General features: G+C 67.3%; 22 protein-coding genes and 1 CRISPR repeat array. Of the genes, 11 read left to right on the forward strand and 11 right to left on the reverse strand.

All coding sequences use genetic code 11. The features are described from left to right. Window positions 1–62 precede the first annotated feature (62 nt). Entirely contained in the window at window positions 63–1085 is a 1023-nt protein-coding gene (gene cas1f, locus ACN20X_RS06020; protein ID WP_016451886.1) for a type I-F CRISPR-associated endonuclease Cas1f, read from the forward strand. Further along, entirely contained in the window at window positions 1082–4570 is a 3489-nt protein-coding gene (gene cas3f / locus ACN20X_RS06025) for a type I-F CRISPR-associated helicase Cas3f (protein ID WP_016451885.1), read from the forward strand. Before cas1f ends, cas3f begins: the two co-directional genes overlap by 4 nt. Window positions 4571–4573: 3 nt before the next feature. On the opposite strand, the gene ACN20X_RS06030 is transcribed toward cas3f, so the two are convergent. Then, entirely contained in the window at window positions 4574–4885 is a 312-nt protein-coding gene (locus ACN20X_RS06030; protein WP_016451884.1) for a HigA family addiction module antitoxin, read from the reverse strand. 503 nt (window positions 4886–5388) lie between these two features. Here ACN20X_RS06030 and csy1 point away from each other — a divergent pair. Genes csy1 through cas6f form a run of 4 tightly spaced genes read left to right on the forward strand, consistent with a single transcriptional unit; the run spans window position 5389 to window position 9565 of the window. Then, window positions 5389–6795 carry a type I-F CRISPR-associated protein Csy1 gene (gene csy1 / locus ACN20X_RS06035; RefSeq protein ID WP_016451883.1) on the forward strand — a complete coding sequence of 469 codons (1407 nt, stop codon included), beginning with the start codon at window positions 5389–5391 and terminating at the stop codon, window positions 6793–6795. After that, window positions 6792–7910, forward strand: coding sequence for a type I-F CRISPR-associated protein Csy2 (gene csy2, locus ACN20X_RS06040; RefSeq protein WP_016451882.1), 1119 nt, complete (start codon window positions 6792–6794; stop codon window positions 7908–7910). Before csy1 ends, csy2 begins: the two co-directional genes overlap by 4 nt. A gap of 54 nt (window positions 7911–7964) precedes the next feature. After that, entirely contained in the window at window positions 7965–8993 is a 1029-nt protein-coding gene (gene csy3, locus ACN20X_RS06045) for a type I-F CRISPR-associated protein Csy3 (protein WP_016451881.1), read from the forward strand. A gap of 5 nt (window positions 8994–8998) precedes the next feature. Beyond that, a complete protein-coding gene (cas6f, locus tag ACN20X_RS06050) occupies window positions 8999–9565 on the forward strand; it encodes a type I-F CRISPR-associated endoribonuclease Cas6/Csy4 (RefSeq protein ID WP_016451880.1) in 567 nt (188 codons plus the stop codon). Window positions 9566–9694: 129 nt separating this feature from the next. Beyond that, window positions 9695–9963: a CRISPR direct-repeat array (repeat unit 28 nt; unit sequence GTTCGCTGCCGCGTAGGCAGCTCAGAAA). A 149-nt stretch (window positions 9964–10112) separates the two neighbouring features. Here the strand turns inward: cas6f and ACN20X_RS06055 are convergent. Continuing rightward, a complete protein-coding gene (locus tag ACN20X_RS06055; RefSeq protein ID WP_016451879.1) occupies window positions 10113–10493 on the reverse strand; it encodes a hypothetical protein in 381 nt (126 codons plus the stop codon). Window positions 10494–10605: 112 nt separating this feature from the next. Here ACN20X_RS06055 and ACN20X_RS06060 point away from each other — a divergent pair, with 112 nt between their 5' ends. Continuing rightward, window positions 10606–10968 carry an Arc family DNA-binding protein gene (locus ACN20X_RS06060; protein WP_080649881.1) on the forward strand — a complete coding sequence of 121 codons (363 nt, stop codon included), beginning with the start codon at window positions 10606–10608 and terminating at the stop codon, window positions 10966–10968. 28 nt (window positions 10969–10996) lie between these two features. Here the strand turns inward: ACN20X_RS06060 and ACN20X_RS06065 are convergent, their stop codons facing one another. Beyond that, on the reverse strand, window positions 10997–11755 hold the full coding sequence (locus ACN20X_RS06065) for a sulfite exporter TauE/SafE family protein (RefSeq protein WP_016451878.1): 759 nt from the start codon (window positions 11753–11755) through the stop codon (window positions 10997–10999). A gap of 190 nt (window positions 11756–11945) precedes the next feature. Further along, a complete protein-coding gene (locus tag ACN20X_RS06070) occupies window positions 11946–12251 on the reverse strand; it encodes a LysR substrate-binding domain-containing protein (protein ID WP_080649880.1) in 306 nt (101 codons plus the stop codon). Here ACN20X_RS06070 and ACN20X_RS06075 point away from each other — a divergent pair. Both ACN20X_RS06075 and acuI read left to right on the forward strand, forming a co-directional pair. Further along, complete coding sequence (locus ACN20X_RS06075; protein WP_227469589.1) at window positions 12238–12828, forward strand: CoA transferase; 591 nt, start codon at window positions 12238–12240, stop codon at window positions 12826–12828. The genes ACN20X_RS06070 and ACN20X_RS06075 overlap by 14 nt on opposite strands. A gap of 41 nt (window positions 12829–12869) precedes the next feature. Further along, window positions 12870–13856 carry an acrylyl-CoA reductase (NADPH) gene (acuI, locus tag ACN20X_RS06080; RefSeq protein WP_016451875.1) on the forward strand — a complete coding sequence of 329 codons (987 nt, stop codon included), beginning with the start codon at window positions 12870–12872 and terminating at the stop codon, window positions 13854–13856. 14 nt (window positions 13857–13870) lie between these two features. On the opposite strand, the gene ybeY is transcribed toward acuI, so the two are convergent. Beyond that, entirely contained in the window at window positions 13871–14329 is a 459-nt protein-coding gene (gene ybeY / locus ACN20X_RS06085; RefSeq protein WP_016446534.1) for an rRNA maturation RNase YbeY, read from the reverse strand. Window positions 14330–14405: 76 nt separating this feature from the next. Then, a complete protein-coding gene (locus ACN20X_RS06090; protein ID WP_016446533.1) occupies window positions 14406–15377 on the reverse strand; it encodes a PhoH family protein in 972 nt (323 codons plus the stop codon). 125 nt (window positions 15378–15502) lie between these two features. Here ACN20X_RS06090 and ruvA point away from each other — a divergent pair, with 125 nt between their 5' ends. Together ruvA and ruvB are read left to right on the forward strand one after the other, a co-directional pair. Beyond that, window positions 15503–16075 carry a Holliday junction branch migration protein RuvA gene (gene ruvA / locus ACN20X_RS06095; RefSeq protein WP_016446532.1) on the forward strand — a complete coding sequence of 191 codons (573 nt, stop codon included), beginning with the start codon at window positions 15503–15505 and terminating at the stop codon, window positions 16073–16075. Between the two features lie 7 nt (window positions 16076–16082). Further along, window positions 16083–17168: a Holliday junction branch migration DNA helicase RuvB gene (ruvB, locus tag ACN20X_RS06100; protein WP_016451874.1), complete on the forward strand. Its 1086-nt coding sequence runs from the start codon at window positions 16083–16085 to the stop codon at window positions 17166–17168. A 7-nt stretch (window positions 17169–17175) separates the two neighbouring features. Here the strand turns inward: ruvB and ACN20X_RS06105 are convergent, their stop codons facing one another. From ACN20X_RS06105 to ACN20X_RS06125, 5 genes are all read right to left on the reverse strand, one after another. Then, window positions 17176–17892, reverse strand: a complete 717-nt coding sequence (locus ACN20X_RS06105) for an MgtC/SapB family protein (protein WP_012203158.1) — start codon at window positions 17890–17892, stop codon at window positions 17176–17178. Between the two features lie 63 nt (window positions 17893–17955). Then, window positions 17956–20715 carry a magnesium-translocating P-type ATPase gene (gene mgtA / locus ACN20X_RS06110; RefSeq protein WP_151019740.1) on the reverse strand — a complete coding sequence of 920 codons (2760 nt, stop codon included), beginning with the start codon at window positions 20713–20715 and terminating at the stop codon, window positions 17956–17958. 18 nt (window positions 20716–20733) lie between these two features. Then, window positions 20734–21153 (reverse strand): hypothetical protein, encoded by a 420-nt coding sequence (locus ACN20X_RS06115; RefSeq protein ID WP_016446529.1) that lies wholly within the window; start codon window positions 21151–21153, stop codon window positions 20734–20736. Between the two features lie 214 nt (window positions 21154–21367). Then, the gene (locus ACN20X_RS06120; RefSeq protein ID WP_016451872.1) at window positions 21368–21598 is read right to left on the reverse strand and encodes a hypothetical protein; all 231 of its coding nucleotides are present in this window, start codon (window positions 21596–21598) and stop codon (window positions 21368–21370) included. Between the two features lie 290 nt (window positions 21599–21888). Continuing rightward, complete coding sequence (locus ACN20X_RS06125) at window positions 21889–23724, reverse strand: lysoplasmalogenase family protein (protein WP_473210376.1); 1836 nt, start codon at window positions 23722–23724, stop codon at window positions 21889–21891. Window positions 23725–23785: the final 61 nt, after the last annotated feature.

Genomic DNA, 23785 nt, shown 5'->3' on the forward strand with positions numbered 1-23785 from the left:
TTCCTGGGGCAGGCCATTGAAGGGGATTGGCAATTTGATACAACTGCCTGCGGGAGGCTGCAATGCAGGATATCAAGGGCCAGGATCTCAAGACCATTCTCCATTCCAAGCGCGCCAACATCTATTACCTTGAGCACTGCCGTGTCCTGGTCAATGGCGGGCGGGTGGAATATGTGACCGATGCCGGCAAGCGCAGCCTGTATTGGAATATTCCCATTGCCAACACCACCAGCATCCTGCTGGGCACCGGCACCTCCATCACGCAGGCGGCCATGCGGGAGCTGGCCAAGGCTGGGGTGCTGGTGGGCTTTTGCGGCGGCGGTGGAACGCCCTTGTTCAGCGCCAATGAAGTTGACGTTGAAGTCGCCTGGCTCACTCCGCAAAGCGAGTACCGCCCCACTGAATACCTGCAGGCCTGGGTCCAATTCTGGTTTGACGATGAACTGCGCCTGCATGCCGCCAAACAATTGCAGGCTTTGCGATTGCAGCGGCTGCAGCAGGAATGGGGTGCACGTGCCTTGCGTGAATCCGGCTTTGCCGTGGACATGGAGCGCCTCAAGGCGCTGGTGCAGCAATTTGCGGCGCTGATGGCCAATGCGCCCGATGTCATGACACTGCTGACCGATGAGGCACGGCTAACCAAGGCCTTGTTCAAGCTCGCCGTGGACGCCGTGGGATATGGCGAATTCACGCGCGCCAAGCGCGGCACCGGCACCGATGCAGCCAACCGCTATCTGGACCATGGCAACTACCTGGCCTACGGACTGGGCGCCACGGCCACCTGGGTGCTGGGCCTGCCCCACGGCCTGGCCGTTCTGCATGGCAAGACGCGGCGCGGCGGCCTGGTGTTCGATGCGGCCGACCTGGTCAAGGATGCCGCCATCCTGCCCCAGGCCTTCCTGTCGGCCATGCGCGGCGACGACGAGCCGCAATTTCGCCGCCAATGCATAGAGGCCCTTACGCGCAGCGAATCGCTGGACTTCATCATCGACACGCTCAAGCGCATTGCCGTCGACACGGCGCGCATGGCCGGCGCGCCCACCACGCCCACAACGCCCGGCGCTGTGCAGGAGGGCGGCACATGAACGTGCTCTTCGTCTCCCAGTGCAGCAAGCGCGCCCTCACCGAAACGCGCCGCATCCTCGACCAGTTTGCCGAGCGGCGCGGCGACCGCACCTGGCAGACGCCCATCACGGCGGCCGGGCTCGACACCGTGCGCAAGCTGCTGCGCCAGAGCGCGCGCAAGAACACCGCCGTGGCCTGCCACTGGATACGCGGGCGTGACCACAGTGAACTGCTGTGGATCGTAGGCGACGGGCGCCAGTTCAACGCCGAAGGCGCCGTGCCCACCAACACCACGGCCAGCAACGTGCTGCGCGCCGAAGATGAAAGCCACTGGCACCACCTGCCACTGATCACGGCGCTGGCCGCTTTGGCGGCCCTGGTGCATGACCTGGGCAAGGCCACCAGGGCATTCCAGGACCGGCTGAACAATCCGGGCCTGCGCGAGCGCAACCACTACCGCCATGAATGGGTGTCGGTGCGGCTGTTCCAGGCTTTCGTGGGCGGCGACAGCGACGCGGCATGGCTGCAAAGGCTGGCAGCCTGTGTGGATGAGGCTGCCGACGCCCGGGCCTTTGAGGCGCAATGGCTGGATCACCGCAGCGGCCGCCTTCTGCGCGATGGCCTGGACGAGCCGCAGGCCAGCCAGCTTCTGCCGTTCAAGGCGCTGCCGCCGCTGGCCACCGCCGTGGCCTGGCTGGTTCTGACACACCATCGGCTGCCCTGCATGCCGGTCGCTGCAGGCCGGCAGGAGTCCGACGACGAGCTGGAGCCCGACCGCCGCCAATGGTGCCGCTTCGGCGCGCGCCCGCGCTTCGTCAACAGCAATGAGATCGAGCAGCTGCTGCAGTGCATCAGCGCCGACTGGAACGAGCCGCGCGAGAAAGCCGACCCGGCGAAAGTGCGCTCCCATTGGGACTTCCCGCAGGGCCTTCCGGTGGCCACGGCCGCCTGGCGCAAGCAGGCGGCGCGCTATGCGCTCAAGCTGCAGGAGTTGGCGGGCCGGTCGCTTGACGCTGCAAGCCTGGGCGATCCGTTCACGCTGCACCTCTCGCGCCTGTGCCTGATGCTGGCCGACCACCACTACTCCAGCATCGAGGACGAAGCGCGCCGCCAGCCTTTCCGCAACGCGGGCTATCCGCTGTACGCCAACACCCGGCGCAAGAGTGCAGCTCCAGGCGCCGCGTCCGCTTTCAACCAGACGCTGGACGAGCACCTGCTTGGCGTGCAGGCCCATGCCACGCTGGTGGCGCGCTCGCTGCCCACGCTGGCGCGCAGCCTGCCGGCACTGCGCAGCCATCGCGGCCTCAAAAAGCGCAGCAGCAACGCGCGCTTCCAGTGGCAGGACAAGGCTGCCGACCTGGCTGCCAGCGTGCGCCACCGGGCCGCCAGCCAGGGCGGCTTCATCGTCAACATGGCTTCCACCGGCTGCGGCAAGACGCTGGGCAATGCCCGCATCATGAACGCGCTGGCCGACCCGGGCGTGGGCATGCGCTGTGCCTTCGCCATCGGCCTGCGCACGCTCACGCTGCAGACGGGGCGGGTGTTCCAGAGCGACCTGGGCCTGGGCGACGACCAGCTCGCCATCAAGGTCGGCGGCGCGGCCAGCCGCGCGCTGTTCGAGTACTGGGAAGCGCAGGCCGAGGCCACGGGTTCGGCCTCGCGCCAGGCGCTGCTCGACGAAGGCGGGCAAGTCCTGTTCGACGGCAATGACCAGCACCCACTGCTGCAGCGCCTGACCGACGATGCGCAGGTGCGCTCGCTGATCGCCGCGCCCGTGCTGGCCTGCACCGTGGACCACCTCACGCCCGCCACCGAAAGCCTGCGCGGCGGCCGGCAGATCGCGCCCATGCTGCGCCTCATGACGGGCGACCTGGTACTGGACGAGCCCGATGATTTCGACATGGCCGACCTGCCCGCGCTCACGCGGCTCGTGCACTGGGCGGGCCTGCTGGGCTCGCGCGTGCTGCTGTCCTCGGCCACCTTGCCGCCAGCGCTGGTGGAGGGGCTCTACCTGGCCTACCGCGCCGGGCGCGAGATCTTCCAGCGCCATCGCGGCGAGCGGCCCGGCGAGCCCGTTGCCATCTGCTGCCTGTGGGTGGACGAATTCCACCAGCAGGCACTGGACTGTGCCGATGGCGCAGGGTTTCGCACAGGCCATGAAGGCTTTGTGCAAAAGCGCGTGGCCCAGCTCGCCCGGGCCGAGGTGCTGCGCCTGGCGGCCATCGCTCCCCTGCCTGCTGGCTGGCAGGGGCTGGACCCGGCCGCGCGGCGCCGGGATTTTGCGCGCATCGCGCTGGAGCATGCATGGCAGTTGCACCAGCAGCCTGGCAACCATGGCATTGACCCCGCCAGCGGCAAGCGTGTGAGCTTCGGCCTCATCCGCATGGCCAACATCGAACCGCTGTTCGACGTGGCCGTGGCCATGTATGGCCAGGGCGCTCCTGCACCGGGCGTGCGAGTGCACCTGTGCGTCTACCACTCGCAATTTCCGCTGCTGGCGCGTTCCAGCATCGAGCGGCACCTGGACACCGTGCTGGACCGCCGCTCCCCCGACGGCGCAGACCCCATCTTCCAGAGGCCGGCCATCCGCGCACTGCTTGATGCCAACGATGAGGTCGAACACCTCTTCATCGTGCTCGGCTCCCCCGTCACCGAAGTGGGCCGCGACCACGACTATGACTGGGCGGTGGTCGAGCCCTCGTCCATGCGCTCGCTGATCCAGCTGGCCGGACGCGTGCGGCGCCACCGGCCGGGTGCGGTGCAGGAGGCCAACATGCGGGTGCTGGACAGCAACCTGCGCGCTTTCGAGCATCCAGGCCGGGCGGCATTCTGCAAGCCGGGTTTCGAGATGGAGCCGGTGGATGACAAGGCGGATACGGCGCGGTACTTCCACCTGCGCTCGCATGACCTGCAATCGCTGCTGGCCAAGCACACCAAGGGCGAGCCCCTCTGGCCCGTGGATGCCCGTGCACGCATCGAAGTGGCCAGGGAGCAGTTCCACCCGGCCAGGAACCTCGTGGACCTGGAACACGCCCGCATGCACGACACCATGCTGCCGCGCCCCGCAGACAGCCCGGATGCCACGCCGGTGCTGCGCGCCGCCAGCCTGCACTGGGCCAGCCCAGCCTGCTTCTGGCTCACGGGCCTGCTGCCGCAGTTCCAGCGCTTTCGCTACGACCCGCTGCCGCGCGTGGATGTGGTGTTTCTGCCGGACGAGGAGGAAGAGGGCCTGCAACTGCACCGCGTGGTCGATAGCCAGCGGCGGGGTGACAAGCTGTATGTGCTGGTGCAGGACAGCCTGCTGCACCGGGAGCCATTGGACCCACGGAAGGGGGCTGTCACTGCATGGGGGCAGGCCGACCTGATGCATGAACTGCTTGCCCTGGCGCAGGGCAAGGGGCTGGCGCTGGATGCCTGTGCAAGCAAGTACGCCACGGCCAGCCTGCCCGACAAGGCACAGGGCTGGCGCTGGCATGGCGCGCTGGGCTTTGTGGGCCGGGCCTGAGGATCAGGCGGTATGCAGCTGCATCGGATGAACTTGCCTCACGGACGCCTGCAACTCCGCGTTCAGCTCTGCCGTGCGCAGGTCGTAGGCGGTCTGAAGGTTCAGCCAGGACTGCGCGTCGCCCCCAAAGAAGCGGCTCAGCCGCAGCGCCGTGTCGGCCGTGATGCCGCGCCGCTCCAGCACGATGTCGTTCACGCGCGAGGCGGGAACGTGCAGGTGCCTGGCCAGCGCGTTGGCGCTCATGTCCATGGGCTTCAGGTAGTCCTCGCGCAGGACTTCACCTGGGTGTATGGGGCGCATCTCTGCTTTGATCATCCAAACTCCAACTCCATGAAGGCGAGTCGATTTCGGCTATCTGTGTTGCACGGATTGGCAGTGCCGCTTGATCTTTGGGTTGGCAAGGTTGCCACTTGGCAGCCTGTTGAAGCACTTCAGTGGCAAAGGCGCTGCTTGTTCAGCAGAAATGTGGCGGTCATCTTGAAGAGGTGACTTTTCTGAGCTTCCTGTTCGAAAGCGGTTGCGAAGATACCACGTAGCGGCTACGATCCAGCTGCCAAGTTGGTTATTTAAACCTGCGGTTTATCGTGAAGAGTTGACTGGTTGGAATTATGGAATGCCACCACCTGCTGCGCTAACAACAGGTGGTGACTGTGTCAACAACGTGCTCTCAAGGCGCTAACCAAGAAAGAGAGGTCACAGTGGCTAGCAATCACGCGCTCAGAAGAGCGTTATGACGACTTTCCAGTCGCAACATCAAGTTCCTCGGTCAGTTCGTTGACCGAGGAATTATCTTTCATTTCTCACGAAAGGTGATCCCTATGTCCAACGCCCCGGCAACAGGGCGCAAGGCAGGTTTTCGTGCGGCAATCGACCAGTTCCTGCAAGAACGATTGCAATCCAAGCTCGAAAAGCTCAAGCCTGACGATCCTCAGCGTGACGAACTCGTCGCATCATTCCTGCGTGATACCTGGGTGGCCAGTGCTGCCAAGCGCGTCGATCAAATCCAGGCCGTCACCCACTCCCTCAAGCCCATACATCCCGATGCGCGCGGCACCAATCTCTATGTGGAGCCGGCCGGCCTGCCCGTGCTGCAGGAACTGGGAAGCCATGCGCTGGGGCAGTCCTTCTCTGGCGATGTGGTGGGCAATGCGGCGGCGCTTGACGTCTACAAGTTCCTCAAGGTCGAGGTGGACGGCACCAGCCTGCTGGCCGCGCTGCTGGCGCAAGACCCGGGCGCGCTCCAGGCCTTGCATGAGGACCCGCAGCAGGCCATGGGCTTGCGCGATGCCTTCGTCGGCCTGACCCAGCCGCGCGCGGGCATACCCAGTTCGCACACGCGGGCCAAGCAGTTGTACTGGCTGACGGGCAGCGATGCCTGTGCCGATGAAGGCTATGAATTGCTGGCGCCGTTGTTTGCTACCTCGCTGGCGCATGCCGTGCATGCGCAGGTGCAGGAAGACCGCTTTGGGGAAAGCAACAAAGCGGCCCGGCAGGCGCGGCGCGAGCGCAAGGCGCATGACCGCGTCTTCCATGACTACCCTGGGCTGGCCGTCCAGAAGATGGGAGGGACAAAGCCACAGAATATTTCCCAGCTCAACAGCGAGCGTGGCGGGGTCAACTACCTGCTGGCTTCGCTGCCACCGGTCTGGCGCAGCAGCGATGTACGGCTGCCGGTGCATGCCAGCTCCGTGTTCGACAAGCTGTTCATCGGTCGTCCCGAGGTGCGAAGCACGGTGCGCAAGCTGCGTGCCTTCCTTGCGACCGACCCGGAGCCCAACCTGCAAACGCGCGAGCGCCGCGAAGCCTTCGTCGATGCGCTGATCGATGAAATGGTCTCGCTCGCCGGCGAAGTGCAGCAGGCCCTGCCAGCTGGCTGGAGCTGCGACTCGGAACGCTTCGGCAAGCTGGTGCGCGAAGAGCAACTGTGGCTGGACCCATTGCGGGCCGAACTGCGCGATGAAGCAGATTTCGCCCGCGAATGGCTTTGGATGGACTGGCCTGCCGAGGTAGGCAAACGCTTTGCCAACTGGCTCAACAGCCAGCTGTTCGGCCAGTTGCCTGTGGGCGACGCCGAGGCGCGTGTGTGGCGGAAAGAGCTGCTGACCGATGAGGATGGTTTTGTGCAGCAGTTGCGTGAACTGCGCAAAAGGCTGGACGCCCCGGCCTATATCCCTATCCGCAAAACGCATGATGAACTGGTGATGCACAGGGGGGGCGTGGTATGAGGCAATCCCCACAACCGCAGGCCATCCTGACCTTCCCCCATCTGCGCGTACAGAACGCCAACGCCATCTCCAGCCCGCTCACCCATGGCTTCCCCTCCATCACCGCCTTCACCGGCCTGATGTGGGCGCTGGAGCGCAAGCTGGCGCAGGCCGGCATCCCCTTGCGCCTGCACGCAGTGGGCGTGGTCTGCCACCACCATCAGGAGCAGGTCAGAGGTTCAGGGAAGTTGTACGACCCTCACACTTTTCATTTGCGCAAGCCTTACGTTGCTACCGCAGACCAAGCTAGAAAGTTGGAGGAAGGTACCCCTCCTTCTATCGTCGAGGAAGGCCGCATCCACCTCGACATCTCCCTGGTCTTCGCCGTTTCGGAAAAACGCGCCGCAGGCGCTGCGGCCACGTTGGTGCAGAGTGCCGGGCCGCAGATGCAGCAATGGGCCGATGAAGCCGGGCAAATCCTGTCGCAAATGCGGGTGGCCGGCGGCAGCCTGCTGCCATCGCGCGCCGCGCCCGGCAGGCGTGTGCGCCCCAGGCTGGCCGTGCTGGCAGAAGACTCCACCGAGCGCAGCCGCCAGTTCCGAGAATGGCGGCGCCAGTGGCTGCCGGGCTTCGCCCTGGTGGGGCGTGACGACCTGCTGGCCGACCGCCTGCACAGGCTGCGCGACAAAGCGGCGCACACCACGCTGCTCGACGCCTGGCTGCATGCATCGCGCTTCAACCACGAGCCCGTGGCAGCGGCCGAAGGCCAGCCCCCGCCTGCCGATGGCAAGCAGCCATGGGCAGACCCCTGGCGCGGCCCGGGCAGCGGCTGGATCGTGCCTGTGCCCGTGGGCTATGCGGCGCTCTCGCCATCGCATGCCGCAGGCGAAGTGCTCAACGCCCGCGATGCCACCACGCCGCTGCGCTTCGTGGAGTCGGTCTACTCGCTGGGCGAATGGATCAGCCCGCACCGCCTCACCCATCTGGAGCAACTGCTGTGGCATGCGCACACCGATGAAAAGCGGGGCCTTTACCGCTGCCGCAGCGGCTACGTGCCAGACCCCGCAGCCGGGGCCGACCCTGACGACGCCGCAGCCCAGGAGCAGGAAGGCGACGACAGCTATGCATACACCTGACCAGCGTCCTTGCACCGCCGCCTTTCACACCGTATTGCCAAAGGATTGAACACCATGTCCAGCACCCTCAAGACCGCATCCGTCCTCGCCTTCGAACGCAAGCTCGACCCCTCCGACGCCGTCTTCCACGCAGGCAACTGGGATGACCGGGCGGCCTCCGCCTCCTGGCCCTCCGTCAAGCTGCGCGAGAAATCCGTGCGCGGCACCATCTCCAACCGCCTCAAGACCAAGGACCAGGACCCGGCCAAGCTCGACGCCGCCATCGAAAACCCCAACCTGCAGACCGTGGACGTGGCAGCCCTGCCCGCCGATGCCGACACGCTCAAGGTGCAGTTCACGCTGCGCGTGCTGTCTGGCGCAGGCACGCCGTCTGCCTGCAACAGCGCCGAATACCAGGCCAGGCTCGCACAAACGGTGCAGGCCTATGCCTCGGCCCAGGGCTTTGCCGAACTGGCCAACCGCTATGCGGCCAACCTGGCGAACGGGCGCTTTCTGTGGCGCAACCGCGTGGGCGCGGAAAGCGTGCAGGTGCAGGTGGTGCAGCTCAAGGATGGCAAGGCCGGGCAGGCATGGTCGTTCGATGCGCTGGCCCACAACCTGCGCACGCTGGAGCAGCCTGACGAGAAAGTGGCGGCGCTGGGCAGCGTGATCGCGCAGGGGCTTGAGGGCAAGGCCCATGTGCTGCTGCAGATCACCGCCTTTGTGCGCCTGGGCGCGGGCCAGGAAGTCTTCCCCTCGCAGGAACTGATCCTCGACAAGGGCAGCACCAAAAAGAGCAAGACGCTCTACCAGATCGGGGAAAAAGGCCAGGAGGTCGCCGCCATCCACTCCCAGAAAATCGGCAACGCCCTGCGCACCATCGACACCTGGTACGACGGCGCGCAGGACCTGGGCCCCATCGCGGTCGAGCCCTACGGCTCCGTCACCACCCAGGGCAAGGCCTGGCGCCAGCCCAAGCAAAAGCAGGACTTCTACACCCTGCTGGACGACTGGCTGCTCAAGGACAAGGTGCCTCCCGTCGAGCAGCAGCACTTCGTGATGGCCGTGCTGATCCGTGGCGGCGTCTTCGGCGATGCGAGCTGATGGCCATGACCTCGCACTACATCGACATCACGCTGCTGCCTGACCCGGAATTCAGCCACGCCCACCTGCTGGGCGCGCTGGTCACCAAGCTGCACCGCGCGCTCGTGCAACTGGGCAGCGCGGACATAGGCATCAGCTTTCCCGGCTACAGCCTGCGTCCACGCACTCTGGGCACCATCCTGCGCCTGCATGGCAGTGAAGCCGCGCTGCGCGGCCTGATGGAACAGCCCTGGCTGCAGGGCATGCGCGATCACGTGCACTGCACGCCACCAGCTTTGGTGCCAGAGGGCGCCGTGCCCTACCTGGTGCAACGCCGGCAATTCAAGACCAGCCCCGACCGCCTGCGCCGCCGCCGCATGCGGCGCAAGGGAGAAACCGCTGAACAGGCCGCGGCCGCCATCCCCGACAGCGTGGAGCGCACCCCGGACCTGCCCTACGTTCAACTGCGCAGCGCCAGCACCGGCCAGCCGTTTTGCCTGTTCGTGGAGCAGAAAGCGGTGCAGGGCACGGCGGGCCAGGAAGGCTTCAATACTTATGGGCTGAGCCTGGGAACTGCTGTTCCCTGGTTCTGACCCTTTTTCTGGCGGCCTGAAGACTGCCTTGTAAATCAACAGCTTGGCGGATGCCCCGGAATTTGGGGTGTTTGCCAGCTGGAGGTGAAAGCTCTTTCAAAATCAATGGATTGGGGAATTTTTTACCTAGTTCGCTGCCGCGTAGGCAGCTCAGAAAAGCCGGGGAGATGCTCAGGATAAAAATTTGCCTGTTCGCTGCCGCGTAGGCAGCTCAGAAATGAAGCCCGCATGAATAAAGGCTTTGCTCCCGGTTCGCTGCTGCGTAGGCAGCTCAGAAACCCTTGGCTGCTGCCTGGGCTGCGCGCTCTGCGTTCGCTGCCGCGTAGGCAGCTCAGAAATGGCAGCAGCGCCCCAGACACCTGCTGCGCCCGTTCGCTGCCGCATAGGCAGCTCAGAAAGCACGCACCCCCTCTCTTGGCTAGCCAGAGGCAGATGCGCAACTACGCGGTGCCCAATGCGATCCGGTTAAAGGCCGTGACGGCAATGAGCGAACAGACCGGCGCTCTCACGGAGCCTGCTGGTGCCACGCTGCAGCAGGGCGCCGCGCCTACTTCACCCGGCTTTCCTCCACGTGCTCCACGAAGGAGGGCGCTTCATTGAAAAGTTGCACGAGCTGCGCCAGGCGCAGGCCATAGGCGCATTGGGGGCGGCTGAACGCCTGGGCGGCCAGGACGATGGCGGCGCGGGCGAGGAACCATGCGTTGTCGAACTTCCATGCCGCGTCGAAGTGGGTGAGCTTCATCTGCCGGATGTGGTTCAGGGCCAGTTCCGTGGCCATGTCCACGTCGGCGTCCTCGTCAACCCAGTCCATGTCGGCGCAGCGCTTGTCGATCAGGGCGGCCAGCTCGGTTTCTGCGCGGTCTATGGACAGGGCAATCATCTGCTGCATGCTGGGCTTGTCTGCGGTGGCCTTCGGCTTGGCATTCATATGGATCCCTCCTCCTGCATGTCTTGGGCACTGAATCTATTGGATATCTACAAATGATAGATGTCAAATAGATTCTTTGTCATGAATCTTTCTGATGTCCAGAATCTGGCGGATGACTGACAAGCAAGTGCCGTCCTACCCGTTGCGTATGCCTGTGGAGCTGCGTGAAAAGCTCACTCTCGTTGCCAAGAACAACAATCGCAGCGTGAACGCAGAAATCATTGCGAGGCTGGAGAGCAGCCTTGACGCAACCGGCGCCAAAGCAGACTTTGGACAGGATGTGGCCGTTCGGTCCGCGATGGCGGCGTCGCTTGCGGATGTGGCCGTTTTGACGCTGACCCAGGACAAGTCATGGAAAGAGGACGTCGCACGCAGGGTTGCTGAAAGCCTGCGTGCAATGCCATTGGTGTCTGCTGAGACAGCACCGGTGGATGCACAGCCGCCAAAGAATAGGCAGCGGCCAAGGAAGGCCTGAGCCGCGGCCCTTCTTCAAAAGCCCCGCCTCACTGCCGCCAGAAAAACACCCCCGCCATCACCAGCCCCGTCAGCACGATGCCTGCGCGCAGCCATTCGGGCGGGATGCGGCGCGCCAGGCGGGCGCCGCCGTAGCCGCCTGCGGTGGCGGCGATCATCATGACCAGGGCCTGCTCCCACTGCACGACGCCGCCGGCCGCATAGATGGCGACGGCAATGGCCGTGAGCAGGGCGGAGACCAGGTTCTTCATGCCGTTCATGGCATGCAGCCTTGTCTGGCCCAGCAGGCCGAACAGGGCCAGCAGCAGGATGCCCAGGCCGCCGTTGAAGTAGCCGCCGTAGATGGCCACGACCAGCATGCCGGCGCCGGCCTTCAGGGGCGATGCATGGGCGGCATGCTCGGCGCTGCCGCGTGATGCCATGCGCCTGAGCTGGGGCGCGAAGGCGAACATGGCGGTGGCGGCCAGCAGCAGCCAGGGGACGACCTTGCGGAACAGGTGGTCGGGCGTGACCAGCAGCAGGGCCGCGCCCAGCGAGCCGCCGATGAGCGACAGCACGATGACGCCGCGCATGCCCAGGCCGGGCGGCGGCTCCATGTCCTGGCGAAAGCCCCAGGCACCGGCCATGTAGCCGGGCAGCAGGGCGACGGTGCCGGTGGCGTTGGCGGCCACGGGCGGCACGCCGGTGAAGACCAGGGCGGGCAGGGTGAGGAAGCTGCCGCCCCCGGCGACGGCATTGAGCGCGCCGGCCACGAAGGCGGCGCTCATGAGCAGTGCGATGTCCCACATGGGTGTTGTCTCCTCCTGGGGCCGGGCATCGGCAGGCCGCCGTGGCCTTGCGCGGCCAGGCCGGTGTTATAGGTCGAGGCCGATCTTAGTGCCGGACCATCGGGCGGGCTGTCGCACCGGCATGGCGGCTGGGTCAGGGCTGCTTTGCGCAAAAGGACAGGATCGCGCCGGCGTGGTGGCCACCAGGCGACTAGGGCGGCTCCACCACCGGGCCGGGCAGGCCCAGCGTGGCGCGCAGCAGGGCGACGCGCGGGTTGGCGACGGCGCTGCGGTAGATCAACGCCACGGGGCCCATGGAGATGGCGGATGTGACATGCACCCTGCGCACCCCCAGCGACCGGTGCGAGGCCTGCAGCGTGGAGTCGGGCACGGCGCTGAGCCCCAGGCCGGCCCGGACCAGTTGCAGGTTGGTGAAGGGGCTGGTGGATTCGATGACGGGCGTGGGCGCGATCACGCCTTCGCGGCGGAACACCTCTTCCATCATGCGGCGCAGCATGGAGCTGCGCGCGGGCAACCGGGGCTATACGGGGAGCCCGGCGGCCGACACCTACCGGTGCGCCGACGGCTGGCTGTTCACGGCCGCCAACACGCCGCAGCAGTTCCGCAGGCTCGCCAGCGTGCTGGGGCTCGATGCGCTGTGCGAGGACGCCACGCTGCTGGACCTCGATGCCTTCAACGCGCCCGAGGGCGGCTTTGTGGCCGCGCGCGATGCGTCCGCGCTGCAGCGGCTGCAGGCCTGTCTGGCCGAGGCCTTCGCCGCACGCAGCGCACGGGACATGGAAGCCCGGCTCAACGCCGTGGGCGTGCCTGCCGCCAGGGTGCGGCGCCTGGGTGAGTTCCTGGGCGAGGCCCGCGCTGCCGGCACCGTGTCACCTGTGAGCTATGGCGCCGGCGGCGCTGCGGTGGACACTCCGGGAATGGGGTTCCGGTGGATGGATGCCGAGCCCCTGCCGGGTGCCCCGGCCCCCGTCCTGGGCGATGGCAACCTTGCGCTGCTGCGGGAGCTGGGGATGGCGGACCAGGCCATCACCCGCCTGTGCCGCAGCGGCGTGTTGGGCGCGCCGCAGTCCTGATTGCCTTTGGATTCCTTTGCCACTGCCTTGCTGGAGACCCCATGTTCAAAGCCTTGCTGCTGACCCAACCCGTACCGCGTGAAACCCGTGCCGAGTGTGTGGAGCTGGACGAAGCCAGCCTGCCCGCCGGCGCGGTGCGCGTGGCCGTCTCGCATTCCACGCTCAACTACAAGGATGCACTGGCCATCACGGGGCGCTCGCCCGTGGTGCGCCAGTTCCCCATGGTGCCGGGCATCGACCTGGCCGGCACGGTGCTGGACAGCGAGGACGCGCGTTTCCAGCCCGGCGATGCCGTGCTGCTCAACGGCTGGGGCGTGGGCGAGACCCACTGGGGCGGGCTCGCCCAGCAGGCGCGCGTGAACGGCGACTGGCTGATCCGCCGGCCCGAGGCCTTCAGCGCACGGGATGCCATGGCCATAGGCACGGCCGGCTATACGGCCATGCTGTGCGTGATGGCGCTGCAGGCGCATGGCATCGCGCCCTCCAGCGGCCCGGTGCTGGTGACGGGGGCCAATGGCGGCGTGGGCAGCATTGCCGTGGCCCTGCTGTCGCGCCTGGGTTTCGAGGTGCACGCCGGCACCGGGCGGCCCGAACAGGCCGAGCACCTGAAGGCGCTGGGCGCGGCGCGGATCGTGGAGCGCAGCAGCTTGGATGCGCCCGGCAAGCCGCTGCAAAAGGAGGTCTGGGCGGCGGCCGTGGACAGCGTGGGCAGCCATACGCTGGCCAATGTGTGCGCCAGCCTGCGCTACGGCGGCTGCGTGGCGGCCTGCGGACTGGCCCAGGGGCTGGACCTGCCGGCTTCCGTGGCACCGTTCATTCTGCGCGGCGTGTCGCTGCTGGGCATCGACAGCGTCTATGCGCCGCAGGCGCGGCGCGAGCAGGCCTGGGCGCGGCTGGCTGCCGAGCTGCCGCGCGAGGTGCTGGAGCGCAATACCGAAGAGGCGGGCCTGGCCGATGCGGTTGCGCTGGCGCCCAGGCTGCTTGCCGGCCAGGTGCGCGGCCGGGTCGTCATCGATACGGCGCGCTGAGGCCCGCGCGGGCCCTACTTGGCGTAGGGGTCGGCAAAGCCCAGCTCGACCATGATCTCGGTCTCGTAGGCTTCCATTTCCTCGGCGTCCTGCTCGCTGGTTTCATGGTCCCAGCCCTGGGCATGCAGCGTGCCGTGCACCAGCAGGTGGGCGTAGTGCTCCTCCAGCGTCTTGTTCTGCTCGCGCGCCTCGCGCTCGACCACGGGGGCGCACAGCACCAGATCGGCCATGGCGGTGGGCTCCTGCTGGTAGTCGAAGGTCAGGACGTTGGTGGCGTAGTCCTTTTGCCGGTACTCGCGGTTGAGCTGCTGGCCTTCCTCGGCATCGACGATGCGCACGGTGATCTCGGCATCGACGGCCAGGGCGTGGCGTATCCAGCGCGTGACCTTGCTGCGGGACAGCACGGCGCGGTGGGCGGGTGCCTCGGCAAAGCGCGCGAATTGCAGGGACAGTTGCAGTTGGTTCAGGGACATGGGGGAGTGCGTGGGCGTGTGCTTGGGCTTGAGCTTTGGAGCGCCCGTGGGCGGGCGTCTGCTGTGGCTGTCGGGATCAAGGCGCTGCAAGGCGCGGTGCGGCACGGCGTGCCGGGGCCTGGCCGCGTGCGTCGTAGGCGTCCACGATGCGGGCCACCAGCGGGTGGCGCACCACGTCGGCGCTGGTGAAGTGGTTGATGGCGATGCCCTTGACGCGCTTCAAGACGCGCTCGGCATCGATCAGGCCGCTCAGGGCGCCCTTGGGCAGGTCGATCTGGCTGACGTCGCCCGTGACCACGGCGCGGGCACCGAAGCCGATGCGCGTGAGGAACATCTTCATCTGCTCGGGCGTGGTGTTCTGCGCCTCGTCCAGGATGACGAAGGCATTGTTCAGCGTGCGCCCGCGCATGAAGGCCAGCGGCGCGATCTCCAGCACATTGCGCTCGAAGGCCTTTTGCACCTTCTCGTAGCCCATGAGGTCGTAGAGTGCGTCGTACAGCGGGCGCAGGTAGGGGTCGACCTTCTGCGTGAGGTCGCCGGGCAGAAAGCCCAGGCGCTCGCCTGCTTCCACGGCCGGGCGCGTGAGCACGATGCGCTGCACGGCGCTGCGCTCCAGCGCGTCCACGGCGCAGGCCACGGCCAGGTAGGTCTTGCCGGTGCCGGCCGGGCCGATGCCGAAGGTGATGTCGTGGCGGGCGATGTTCTCCAGGTAGGCCGACTGGTTGGCCGTGCGCGCGCGCAGGTCGGGGCGGCGCGTGGACAGCTGGATGGCGTCCAGGGGCTGCTCGATGAGTTCGGTGTCGCCGGCCAGCATGAGCTGCAGCGAATCGTCCAGGATGGGGTCGTCGGCCATCTCGTAGAGGGCCTGCAGCAGCTCCAGTGCGTCGTTGGCCTTGGCCTTGGGGCCGTCGATCTTGAATTGCTCGTGGCGGTGGGCGATCTTGACGCCCAGGGCGATCTCGATGGTGCGCAGGTGCGCGTCGGCCGGGCCGCACAGATGGCTCAACCGGTTGTTGTCGTGGGGTGTGAATGTGTGGCGCAGGATCACGCGGATAATTCCAGAGATTCCGGGCGGCGGCCAGCGCGAGGGCGTGGTGCCATACCCTGTGAATGGGCCGGCGTTCGGTTGCGGACGGGCATGAAAAGCCGCCCCTGGGGCGGCAAAGGACACCAATGATAGGCAAATTGACAGGAACGCTGCTGGAAAAAAACCCGCCCGAGGTGCTGGTGGACTGCGGCGGCGTGGGCTACGAGGTGCAGGTGCCCATGAGCACCTTCTACAACCTGCCGGCCAGCGGGGCCAGGGTCAGCCTGCTGACGCACTTCGTGGTGCGCGAGGATGCGCAGCTTCTGTACGGCTTTGGCACGCACAGCGAGCGCCAGGCGTTCCGCGAGCTGATCAAGATCACCGGCATCGGCCCGCGCATGGCGCTGTCGGTGCTCAGCGGCATGAGCGTGGAGGACCTGGCCCAGGCCGTGACGCTGCAGGAGGTGGGCCGCCTGGTCAAGGTGCCGGGCATCGGCAAGAAGACGGCCGAGCGCCTGCTGCTGGAGCTCAAGGGCAAGATCGGCGCCGATACGGGCGCGCAGTCGCTGTTCGTGAACAACGACCAGAACGACATCGTGCAGGCGCTGATGGCGCTGGGCTATTCCGACAAGGATGCGGCCGCCGCGCTCAAGAAGCTGCCGCCCGACGTGGGCGTGACCGAAGGCATCAAGCTGGCGCTGAAGGCGCTGGCCAAGTGAGCGGCGCATGAGCATCCATACCGACGATTTCGGGCAGGGCGGCTTTCCGCAGGGCGGTTTCGCGCCCGACAAGGCACCGGAAAAGCCGCGCATGATTTCGGCAGCGCCGGTCTCGCGCGGGGAAGAGGCCATGGAGCGCGCCCTGCGCCCCAAGCTGCTGCAGGAGTACGTGGGCCAGGCCAAGGCGCGCGAGCAGCTGGAGATCTTCATCGGCGCGGCCCGAAAGCGCAGCGAGGCGCTGGACCATGTGCTGCTGTTCGGCCCGCCGGGCCTGGGCAAGACCACGCTGTCGCACATCATCGCGGCCGAGCTGGGCGTGAACCTGCGCCAGACCAGCGGCCCGGTGCTGGAAAAGCCCAAGGACCTGGCGGCGCTGCTGACCAACCTCGAAGCCAACGATGTGCTGTTCATCGACGAGATCCACCGCCTGTCGCCCGTGGTCGAGGAAATCCTCTACCCGGCGCTGGAGGACTACCAGATCGACATCATGATCGGCGAGGGGCCGGCGGCGCGCTCCATCAAGCTGGACCTGCAGCCGTTCACGCTGGTGGGCGCGACCACGCGCGCGGGCATGCTGACCAACCCGCTGCGCGACCGCTTCGGCATCGTGGCGCGGCTGGAGTTCTATACGGCCGAGGAGCTGGCGCGCATCGTGCGGCGCAGTGCAGGCCTGTTGAACGCGCCCATCGATGACGAGGGCGCCTTCGAGATCGCGCGCCGCTCGCGCGGCACGCCGCGCATTGCCAACCGCCTGCTGCGCCGCGTGCGCGACTATGCCGATGTGCGCGGCGACGGCAGCATCACGCGCGAGCTGGCCGACCGTGCGCTGGCCATGCTCGATGTCGATCCCCAGGGCTTCGACATCATGGACCGCAAGCTGCTGGAGGCCGTGGTGCACCGCTTCGACGGCGGCCCCGTGGGCCTGGACAACATCGCGGCCAGCATCGGCGAGGAGGCGGGCACCATCGAGGATGTGATCGAGCCCTACCTGATCCAGCAGGGCTTTTTGCAGCGCACGCCGCGCGGGCGCATGGCGACCCAGGCGGCGTACCGCCACCTGGGCCTTCCCGTGCCGGGCGACGACGCCAGCTGACGCAGGCTCATTCCTCCGTGCCGGCGTTCCAGAAGGCCTGCAGCACGCCGGGCAGGGCCTCGATGGCGGCGATCACGCGGTCCAGCTCGTCGGAGTCCACCGAGGTGGCGTAGAGCATGGCCTCGATCTCGGTGTCCTGCGGGCCGAAGGCATGGGTTTCCACGCCTCGCACGGGGTAGCTGGCGTTCTCCAGCAGCTCCAGCATCTGCTCGCGCACATCGCCCTGGGCGCCGCGGTGGCAGATGGCGTAGACGTAGTAGGTCGACTCCGTGGATTCGTCATCCACCGGGCGGCGGTTGATGCGGTTGACCACGGGGCGCAGCAAGGTGTTGCTGGCCAGCACGAACAGCGTGGCCAGGCCGGCCTCGGCCACCAGGCTGGCGCCCGCGCAGGCGCCCACGGCGGCCGAGCCCCACAGCGTGGCCGCCGTGTTCAGCCCGGTGATGTTGGCCCCTTCCTTCATGATGGCGCCCGCACCCAGGAAGCCCACGCCCGAGACCACGTAGGCCACCACGCGCGTGGCGCCCTCGGCCCCGCCCAGGCGCACGGCCAGATCCACGAAGACGGCCGCGCCCACGGCGACCAGGGTGTTGGTGCGCAGCCCCGCCGTGCGCTGGCGCACCTGGCGCTCCAGGCCGATGAGGGCGCCGAACACGAAGGCCGTGGTCAGGCTGACGAAGGTGTCCAGCATGGCGCCGGGGTTGAGGTTCTGCAGGGCCTGCATGGGGTTCCGGGCTTTCCTGGTGAATGGGTTGAAGGGGCGTTGAAAGAGGCGCTGAAGGGTGCGTCACTGCCAGCCGTAGCGGCGGATGTAGACGCGCTTGAGCAGCGTGGCCAGGCAAGCGTAGCCCAGCAATATGGCAATCATCCACGGGAAGTAGGCCGCCGGCAGCGCCTGCAGCTTGAAGTAGCCGGCCAGGGGCCCCATCGGCAGGAAGATGCCGGCCGCCATCACGGCCGCCGTGGCCAGCAGCAGCGGCCAGGACGGGCGGCTTTGCAGGAAGGGGATCCTGGGCGTGCGGATCATGTGCACGATCAGCGTCTGCGTGAGCAGCCCGATGACGAACCAGCCCGACTGGAACAGCGTCTGCTGTCCGGGCGTGTTGGCGGCGAAGACGAACCACATCAGCGCGAAGGTCAGGATGTCGAACAGCGAGCTGATGGGCCCGAAGAACACCATGAAGCGGCCCAGGTCGGCCGGGTTCCAGCGCAGCGGCTGGCGCACCAGTTCGTCGTCCACGTTGTCGAAGGGGATGGCGATCTGCGAGAGGTCGTACAGCAGGTTCTGCACCAGCAGGTGCAGCGGCAGCATGGGCAGGAAGGGGATGAAGGCCGAGGCCACCATCACCGAGAACACGTTGCCGAAGTTGGAGCTGGCCGTCATGCGGATGTACTTCAGCATGTTGCTGAAGGTGCGCCGGCCCTCGATCACGCCCTGCTCCAGCACCATCAGGCTTTTTTCCAGCAGGATGATGTCGGCCGCTTCCTTGGCGATGTCCACGGCGCTGTCCACGCTGATGCCGATGTCGGCCGCGCGCAGGGCCGGGGCGTCGTTGATGCCGTCGCCCATGAAGCCGGTGATGTGGCCGTTGGCGCGCAGCGCATGCACGATGCGCTCCTTGTGCAGCGGCGTGAGCCGGGCGAACAGCTGGTGCCGCTCCACCGTCTGGCGCAGCATCTCGTCGTTCATGTGCTCGATCTGCGTGCCCAGGACGATGTGGTCTGCGGGCAGCCCCACATCGCGGCAGACCTTGGCGGCCACCAGTTCGTTGTCGCCGGTCAGCAGCTTGACGGCCACGCCGTGCGCGGCCAGGGCGGCCAGCGCCTCGGCCGTGGTTTCCTTCGGTGGGTCCAGGAAGGCGATGTAGCCGATCAGGGTCAGCTCCGACTCGTCGGCCACGCCGTAGTCGCTCTTGTGCGGCGGCACTTCCTTCATGGCCACGGCGACCACGCGCAGGCCCTCGCGGTTGAGCTCGCGCGTCACGCGGCGCACGCGGGCCAGCTGCTCCTCGTCCAGCGGGCGCGTGCCGTCGCCCTCGCGCAGCCGGGTGCAGGCGCCCAGGATTTCCTCGACCGCGCCCTTGCAGATCAGCTCGTGGTGGTGGCCGCGCTCGGCCACCACCACGGACATGCGGCGGCGCTCGAAGTCGAAGGGGATCTCATCGACCTTGCGGTAGTCCTCGGCCAGGCGCATCTGGGTGTGCAGCTCCACGTGTTCCAGCACGGCATGGTCGAGCAGGTTCTTCAGGCCGGTCTGGTAGTGGCTGTTGAGGTAGGCGAAGCGCAGCGTCTCGTCGCAGGGCTGGCCGAAGGCGTCGGTGTGGCGCTCCAGCACGATGCGGTCCTGGGTCAGCGTGCCGGTCTTGTCGGTGCACAGCACGTCCATGGCGCCGAAGTTCTGGATGGCGTCCAGCCGCTTGACCACGACCTTGCGGCGCGACAGCACCACGGCACCCTTGGCCAGGGTGGAGGTCACGATCATGGGCAGCATCTCGGGCGTCAGGCCCACGGCCACGGACAGCGCGAACAGGAAGGCCTCGGCCCAGTCGCCCTTGGTGTAGCCGTTGATGAACAGCACCACGGGCACCATCACGGCCGCGAAGCGGATCAGCAGCCAGCTGACGCTGTTGACCCCGGTCTCGAAGGCCGTGGGCGCGCGGTCGTTGGAGGTCACCCGCGTGGCAATGGTGCCGAAATAGCTGCGGTTGCCCGTGGCCAGCACCACGGCCAGCGCCGTGCCCGAGACCACGTTGGTGCCCATGAACAGCAGGTTGCTGGCGTCCAGCACGCCGGTGCCATTCGATGCACTGGCGTCGGCGCGCTTTTCCACGGGCAGGGATTCGCCGGTCATGGCGGACTGGCTCACGAACAGGTCCTTGGCGCTGAGCACGCGGCAGTCGGCAGGAATCATGTCCCCGGCCGACAGCACCACGAAATCGCCGGGCACGACCTCGCGCAGTGGCACCTCGTAGCGGCGCGCCTGCTGGCCGAAGCCGCTGTGCGGTGCGTCTGCGGAGTCGGCATCTGCAGGGGCCGGTGGGCCGCCATTGCGGCGCAGCACCGTGGCCGTGCTGCTGACCATGGCCTTGAGCCGCGCGGCGGCGCGGTTGGAGCGGCCTTCCTGCACAAAGCGCAGCAGCGTGGACAGCAGCACCATGGAGGCGATGACGACCGTGGCCTTCATGTCCTCCGTGGCGTAGGAGACCACGGCCAGCAGCGTCAGCAGCAGGTTGAAGGGATTGCGGTAGCAGTACCACAGGTGCAGCCAGCCGGGCAGCGGCCTTTCGTGCTCGACCTCGTTGGGGCCCAGACGTGCAAGCGCGGCGCGGGCCTGCTCGCGGGTCAGGCCGTCTTCGCTGGAGCTGGTGCGCGCCAGCACGGCGGCGATGTCATCGCGCGAGGCGCGCAGCAGCTCGCGCGTGAGGGTCGGCGATACCGAGCGCGAGTGGTGCACGGCCGTGCCCGAGGGCAGGGCATTGCGCCGGAACAGCCCCAGGGCATGGCGGCTGCGCAAAAAGGCCTGGAACAGGTGCTTGAGGTTTTTCATGGCGACCTCCCCGGTGGCTCAGGCCTGGCTCGAGCGAAGGGTGGCGCGCAGCCAGTGCCAGTTGCGCTGGCAGGCGCACAGCAGGCGGCGGCGCAGCGGCGGGCGGGCCACGGTGGCCGACTGCAGCCATTGGCGCCGCGCGTGGGCGGGCAGGTGGCGGTAGACCTCGGCGCGCTCCTGCGCCGCCAGCAGGGACAGAACGTCGGCCTGCTGGCGCTGCGTGAGCGCCACGAGTGCGTGGGCGAAGAGATCGGGGCCGTGTTGCTGCAGCAGGGCGTGCAGTTGCCCGGTATGGCGTGCCGCAATGGCGGCTTGCAGGGCCAGCTGCAAGGTGCTGGCGCGGGTGGTGTGGGAGGTGCGGCTGGCGCGCGTGGAGACGGGTGCTGTTGCGGGCGTGGTTGCCGGCGTGGTCCGCAGCGCGGTGATGACGTGTTGCATGGCGGGCTTCTTTCGTTGCGGCCGAAAGAAGCCCGGCACCTATCCGTCAATGGACGTGCGCGGGTCTCCCGGCCGGGGCCTTGGGAAGGGGCGGAAGGGCCGCAGGCATGTGCGGCCGGACCGTATCGGAGGGGTCAGGGCAAGATCGACTCGGATCGGGGTCCATGGGGGAACTCCTTTCTGACGATGGGGCGGACAAGGCTGCGGCGCGCGCTCAGCGCGGCTGCAGGCTCAGAAAGCTGCGGATGCGGTGCGTGGGCCAGTGGGTCTGCAGGTCCAGGTGCATGGCGTGCTCCATGGCCGATGGGGCCTGGGCCTGCATCTGTGCCTTGGCCTGCATTGCTGCCTGGGAGGCAGCCACGCGCGTGCCGGTGGCGCCGGGGCAGGGCGCGGCAGTGGCAGGCTGCAGGCGTTGCATTGCGGGGCGAGCGAACGGTGTGGACATGGCTTTCTCCTTGGCGAACCAGGAAGACTGCCGCGGGCAGGGCCGTCAAGCAGCGTGTGCCGCGCGCTGCAACGGGGCAGGCACGGACACGCGGTCAGTGAACCACAGCAACTGGAATCTCAGGTGCAGGGGCGGCATGCCTGATGCAAGCCAAATGCCACTGCAGCGCCGGGCGGGCGCGAAGATCCAAGGGGAAACGCAGCAATGGAAGGAAGCCGGCCGACATGGCCGCTCCCTTCACAGGAGTCGGTCAGTCAGCCAGCAGCGTAGCCATTGCGGCGCGCTGTTTGTCACTGGTTGAACTGGCACTGTCCACGGAAGGACTCCTGAAAATGCGATCCCGCCATTGTGCCTTGCGAGCTGCCTCGGGTCAACCCTGATGTCGATGCGCCACGGGCCAGCCAGCCCTGCACGATCAGCAACTGCGCCGCGTAGTAGGTGGTCAGCACGGCAGCTTGCGCCCCGTCGAAAGGCTGCACGAAGCGGTTGATGGCCAGCAGCGAGTCGCTGGCCATGAAGAAGCAGGCGCCGATGGCCACGGTCCAGGCGGGCTGGCCGCCCAGGTGCCTGGCGCGGCCCAGGGCCTGGGCCGCCATCAGCGCAATGACCAGCACATAGGCGGCCACGGGCAGGCGCAGCGCGGCGGGCAGCCCCCCCTGCCAGAGCACGGCATACATGGCAACGCCCAGGGCCAGCGTGGCGGCCAGCGAGGGCCGGTGCGCAAACCAGGGCGCATCCTGGCGCAGCAGCACGATATAGGCCAGGTGGGCGAGCAGAAAGCTGGCCAGGCCCGGGATGAACAGATCGGGCAGCATCAGGAACACGTCGCCCGCCATCGAGGCCGCCAGCGCCGCGGCCAGCCAGCAGGCGCCGCGCGCGGGTTTCGCCAGCGCCGAGAACGCCGCGCTGCCGCGCCACATCTGCATGACAGCGATCAGCGCAAAGACCATGGCCAGCGGCTTGAACAGCCAGTGCCAGTGCAGCATGTCCAGCACGCTGGTGGCGGTGGCCAGCGCGCCGGCCTCGATGGCCAGGGCCACCCACAGGCTGATGCGCCCCTGCATGGCCGCGCCCAGTGCCCACTGGCAGGCCAGCAGCACGCCAAACCACAGCGCATTGCGCGCCGTCGAGGACTGGTCGGCATGCCACAGGAACAGCGACACCCCGGCGATCAGCGCCACGAACTGCAGGCCCGCAAACCAGCGCAGGCTGCGCTGCATGTCGGGTGCGTAGAGCACGCGGTGCGCGTCCAGGTCGAAGGCCGGCCTGGGAAAGCGCTGCGCCACGTCGGCAGGGCGCCACCCGGGCGGCTTGAGCCAGACGCGCAGCTTGTCGCCCCAGCGCCGCGCATGCCAGCTGTCATGGATGAGTTGCCGGTACACCACGGCGTTGGCCCACAGCGGATCCCAGCTTTGCAGCAGGCCGCGCGTGCCGTAGACGCAGGGCTCGCTGTCGTCCTCGGGCTTGAAGGTGCCGAACAGGCGGTCCCAGACGATGAGGATGCCGCCGTAGTTCCTGTCCAGGTAGCAGTCATTGACGGCGTGGTGCACGCGGTGGTTGCTGGGCGCGCAGAACCAGCGGTCGAACCAGCCCAGGCGCCGCACCTGCTCGGTATGGACCCAGAACTGGTAGAGCAGATCGATCAGGCCCACGATGGCAAACACCAGCGGCGGCACGCCGGCCAGCGCCATGGGAAGGTAGAACAGCCAGCCCAGCAGCGCGCCCGAGCTGGTCTGGCGCAGCGCCGTCGACAGGTTGTAGTCCTGGCTCTGGTGGTGCACGGCATGCGCGGCCCAGAGCACGGCCACCTCGTGGCCCATGCGGTGAAGCCAGTAGTAGCAGAAGTCGTAGAACAGCAGGGCCAGCAGCCAGCCGGGAATGCTGGTCCAGAAGGCATCGTTGCGCCACAGCGCCAAGTGCTCGAAGGCCAGCGTGTACAGGCCCACGCGCAGCAGCGTGGAGAAGACGGCGCTGGTCTGGCTGAGCATGCCCAGGCTGATGGAGCTGATGGCGTCGGCCAGCCGGTAGGCATTGCGCCCGCGCCACAGGCTCACGCCCCATTCCAGCGCGATCAGCAGCAAAAAGGCAGGCGTGGCGAAGACAATGACTTGGCTGGGTGAGAGCATGGTCAGCCAATTCTGGGCATGGCGGCGGGGCAGCGCCTTAGGCGAGAACCCTAGGACACGG

It is taken from the genome of Delftia sp. PX-1, assembly GCF_055797465.1.

Excerpts from the sequence above, each read along its gene's own strand:
- cas1f (WP_016451886.1), top strand. The coding sequence starts at position 63 with ATGCAGGATATCAAGGGCCAGGATCTCAAGACCATTCTCCATTCCAAG.
- cas3f (WP_016451885.1), top strand. The coding sequence starts at position 1,082 with ATGAACGTGCTCTTCGTCTCCCAGTGCAGCAAGCGCGCCCTCACCGAA.
- ACN20X_RS06030 (WP_016451884.1), bottom strand. The coding sequence starts at position 4,885 with ATGATCAAAGCAGAGATGCGCCCCATACACCCAGGTGAAGTCCTGCGC.
- csy1 (WP_016451883.1), top strand. The coding sequence starts at position 5,389 with ATGTCCAACGCCCCGGCAACAGGGCGCAAGGCAGGTTTTCGTGCGGCA.
- csy2 (WP_016451882.1), top strand. The coding sequence starts at position 6,792 with ATGAGGCAATCCCCACAACCGCAGGCCATCCTGACCTTCCCCCATCTG.
- csy3 (WP_016451881.1), top strand. The coding sequence starts at position 7,965 with ATGTCCAGCACCCTCAAGACCGCATCCGTCCTCGCCTTCGAACGCAAG.
- cas6f (WP_016451880.1), top strand. The coding sequence starts at position 8,999 with ATGACCTCGCACTACATCGACATCACGCTGCTGCCTGACCCGGAATTC.
- ACN20X_RS06055 (WP_016451879.1), bottom strand. The coding sequence starts at position 10,493 with ATGAATGCCAAGCCGAAGGCCACCGCAGACAAGCCCAGCATGCAGCAG.
- ACN20X_RS06060 (WP_080649881.1), top strand. The coding sequence starts at position 10,606 with ATGACTGACAAGCAAGTGCCGTCCTACCCGTTGCGTATGCCTGTGGAG.
- ACN20X_RS06065 (WP_016451878.1), bottom strand. The coding sequence starts at position 11,755 with ATGTGGGACATCGCACTGCTCATGAGCGCCGCCTTCGTGGCCGGCGCG.
- ACN20X_RS06075 (WP_227469589.1), top strand. The coding sequence starts at position 12,238 with ATGCGGCGCAGCATGGAGCTGCGCGCGGGCAACCGGGGCTATACGGGG.
- ACN20X_RS06070 (WP_080649880.1), bottom strand. The coding sequence starts at position 12,251 with ATGCTGCGCCGCATGATGGAAGAGGTGTTCCGCCGCGAAGGCGTGATC.
- acuI (WP_016451875.1), top strand. The coding sequence starts at position 12,870 with ATGTTCAAAGCCTTGCTGCTGACCCAACCCGTACCGCGTGAAACCCGT.
- ybeY (WP_016446534.1), bottom strand. The coding sequence starts at position 14,329 with ATGTCCCTGAACCAACTGCAACTGTCCCTGCAATTCGCGCGCTTTGCC.
- ruvA (WP_016446532.1), top strand. The coding sequence starts at position 15,503 with ATGATAGGCAAATTGACAGGAACGCTGCTGGAAAAAAACCCGCCCGAG.
- ruvB (WP_016451874.1), top strand. The coding sequence starts at position 16,083 with ATGAGCATCCATACCGACGATTTCGGGCAGGGCGGCTTTCCGCAGGGC.
- ACN20X_RS06105 (WP_012203158.1), bottom strand. The coding sequence starts at position 17,892 with ATGCAGGCCCTGCAGAACCTCAACCCCGGCGCCATGCTGGACACCTTC.
- mgtA (WP_151019740.1), bottom strand. The coding sequence starts at position 20,715 with ATGAAAAACCTCAAGCACCTGTTCCAGGCCTTTTTGCGCAGCCGCCAT.
- ACN20X_RS06115 (WP_016446529.1), bottom strand. The coding sequence starts at position 21,153 with ATGCAACACGTCATCACCGCGCTGCGGACCACGCCGGCAACCACGCCC.
- ACN20X_RS06120 (WP_016451872.1), bottom strand. The coding sequence starts at position 21,598 with ATGTCCACACCGTTCGCTCGCCCCGCAATGCAACGCCTGCAGCCTGCC.
- ACN20X_RS06125 (WP_473210376.1), bottom strand. The coding sequence starts at position 23,724 with ATGCTCTCACCCAGCCAAGTCATTGTCTTCGCCACGCCTGCCTTTTTG.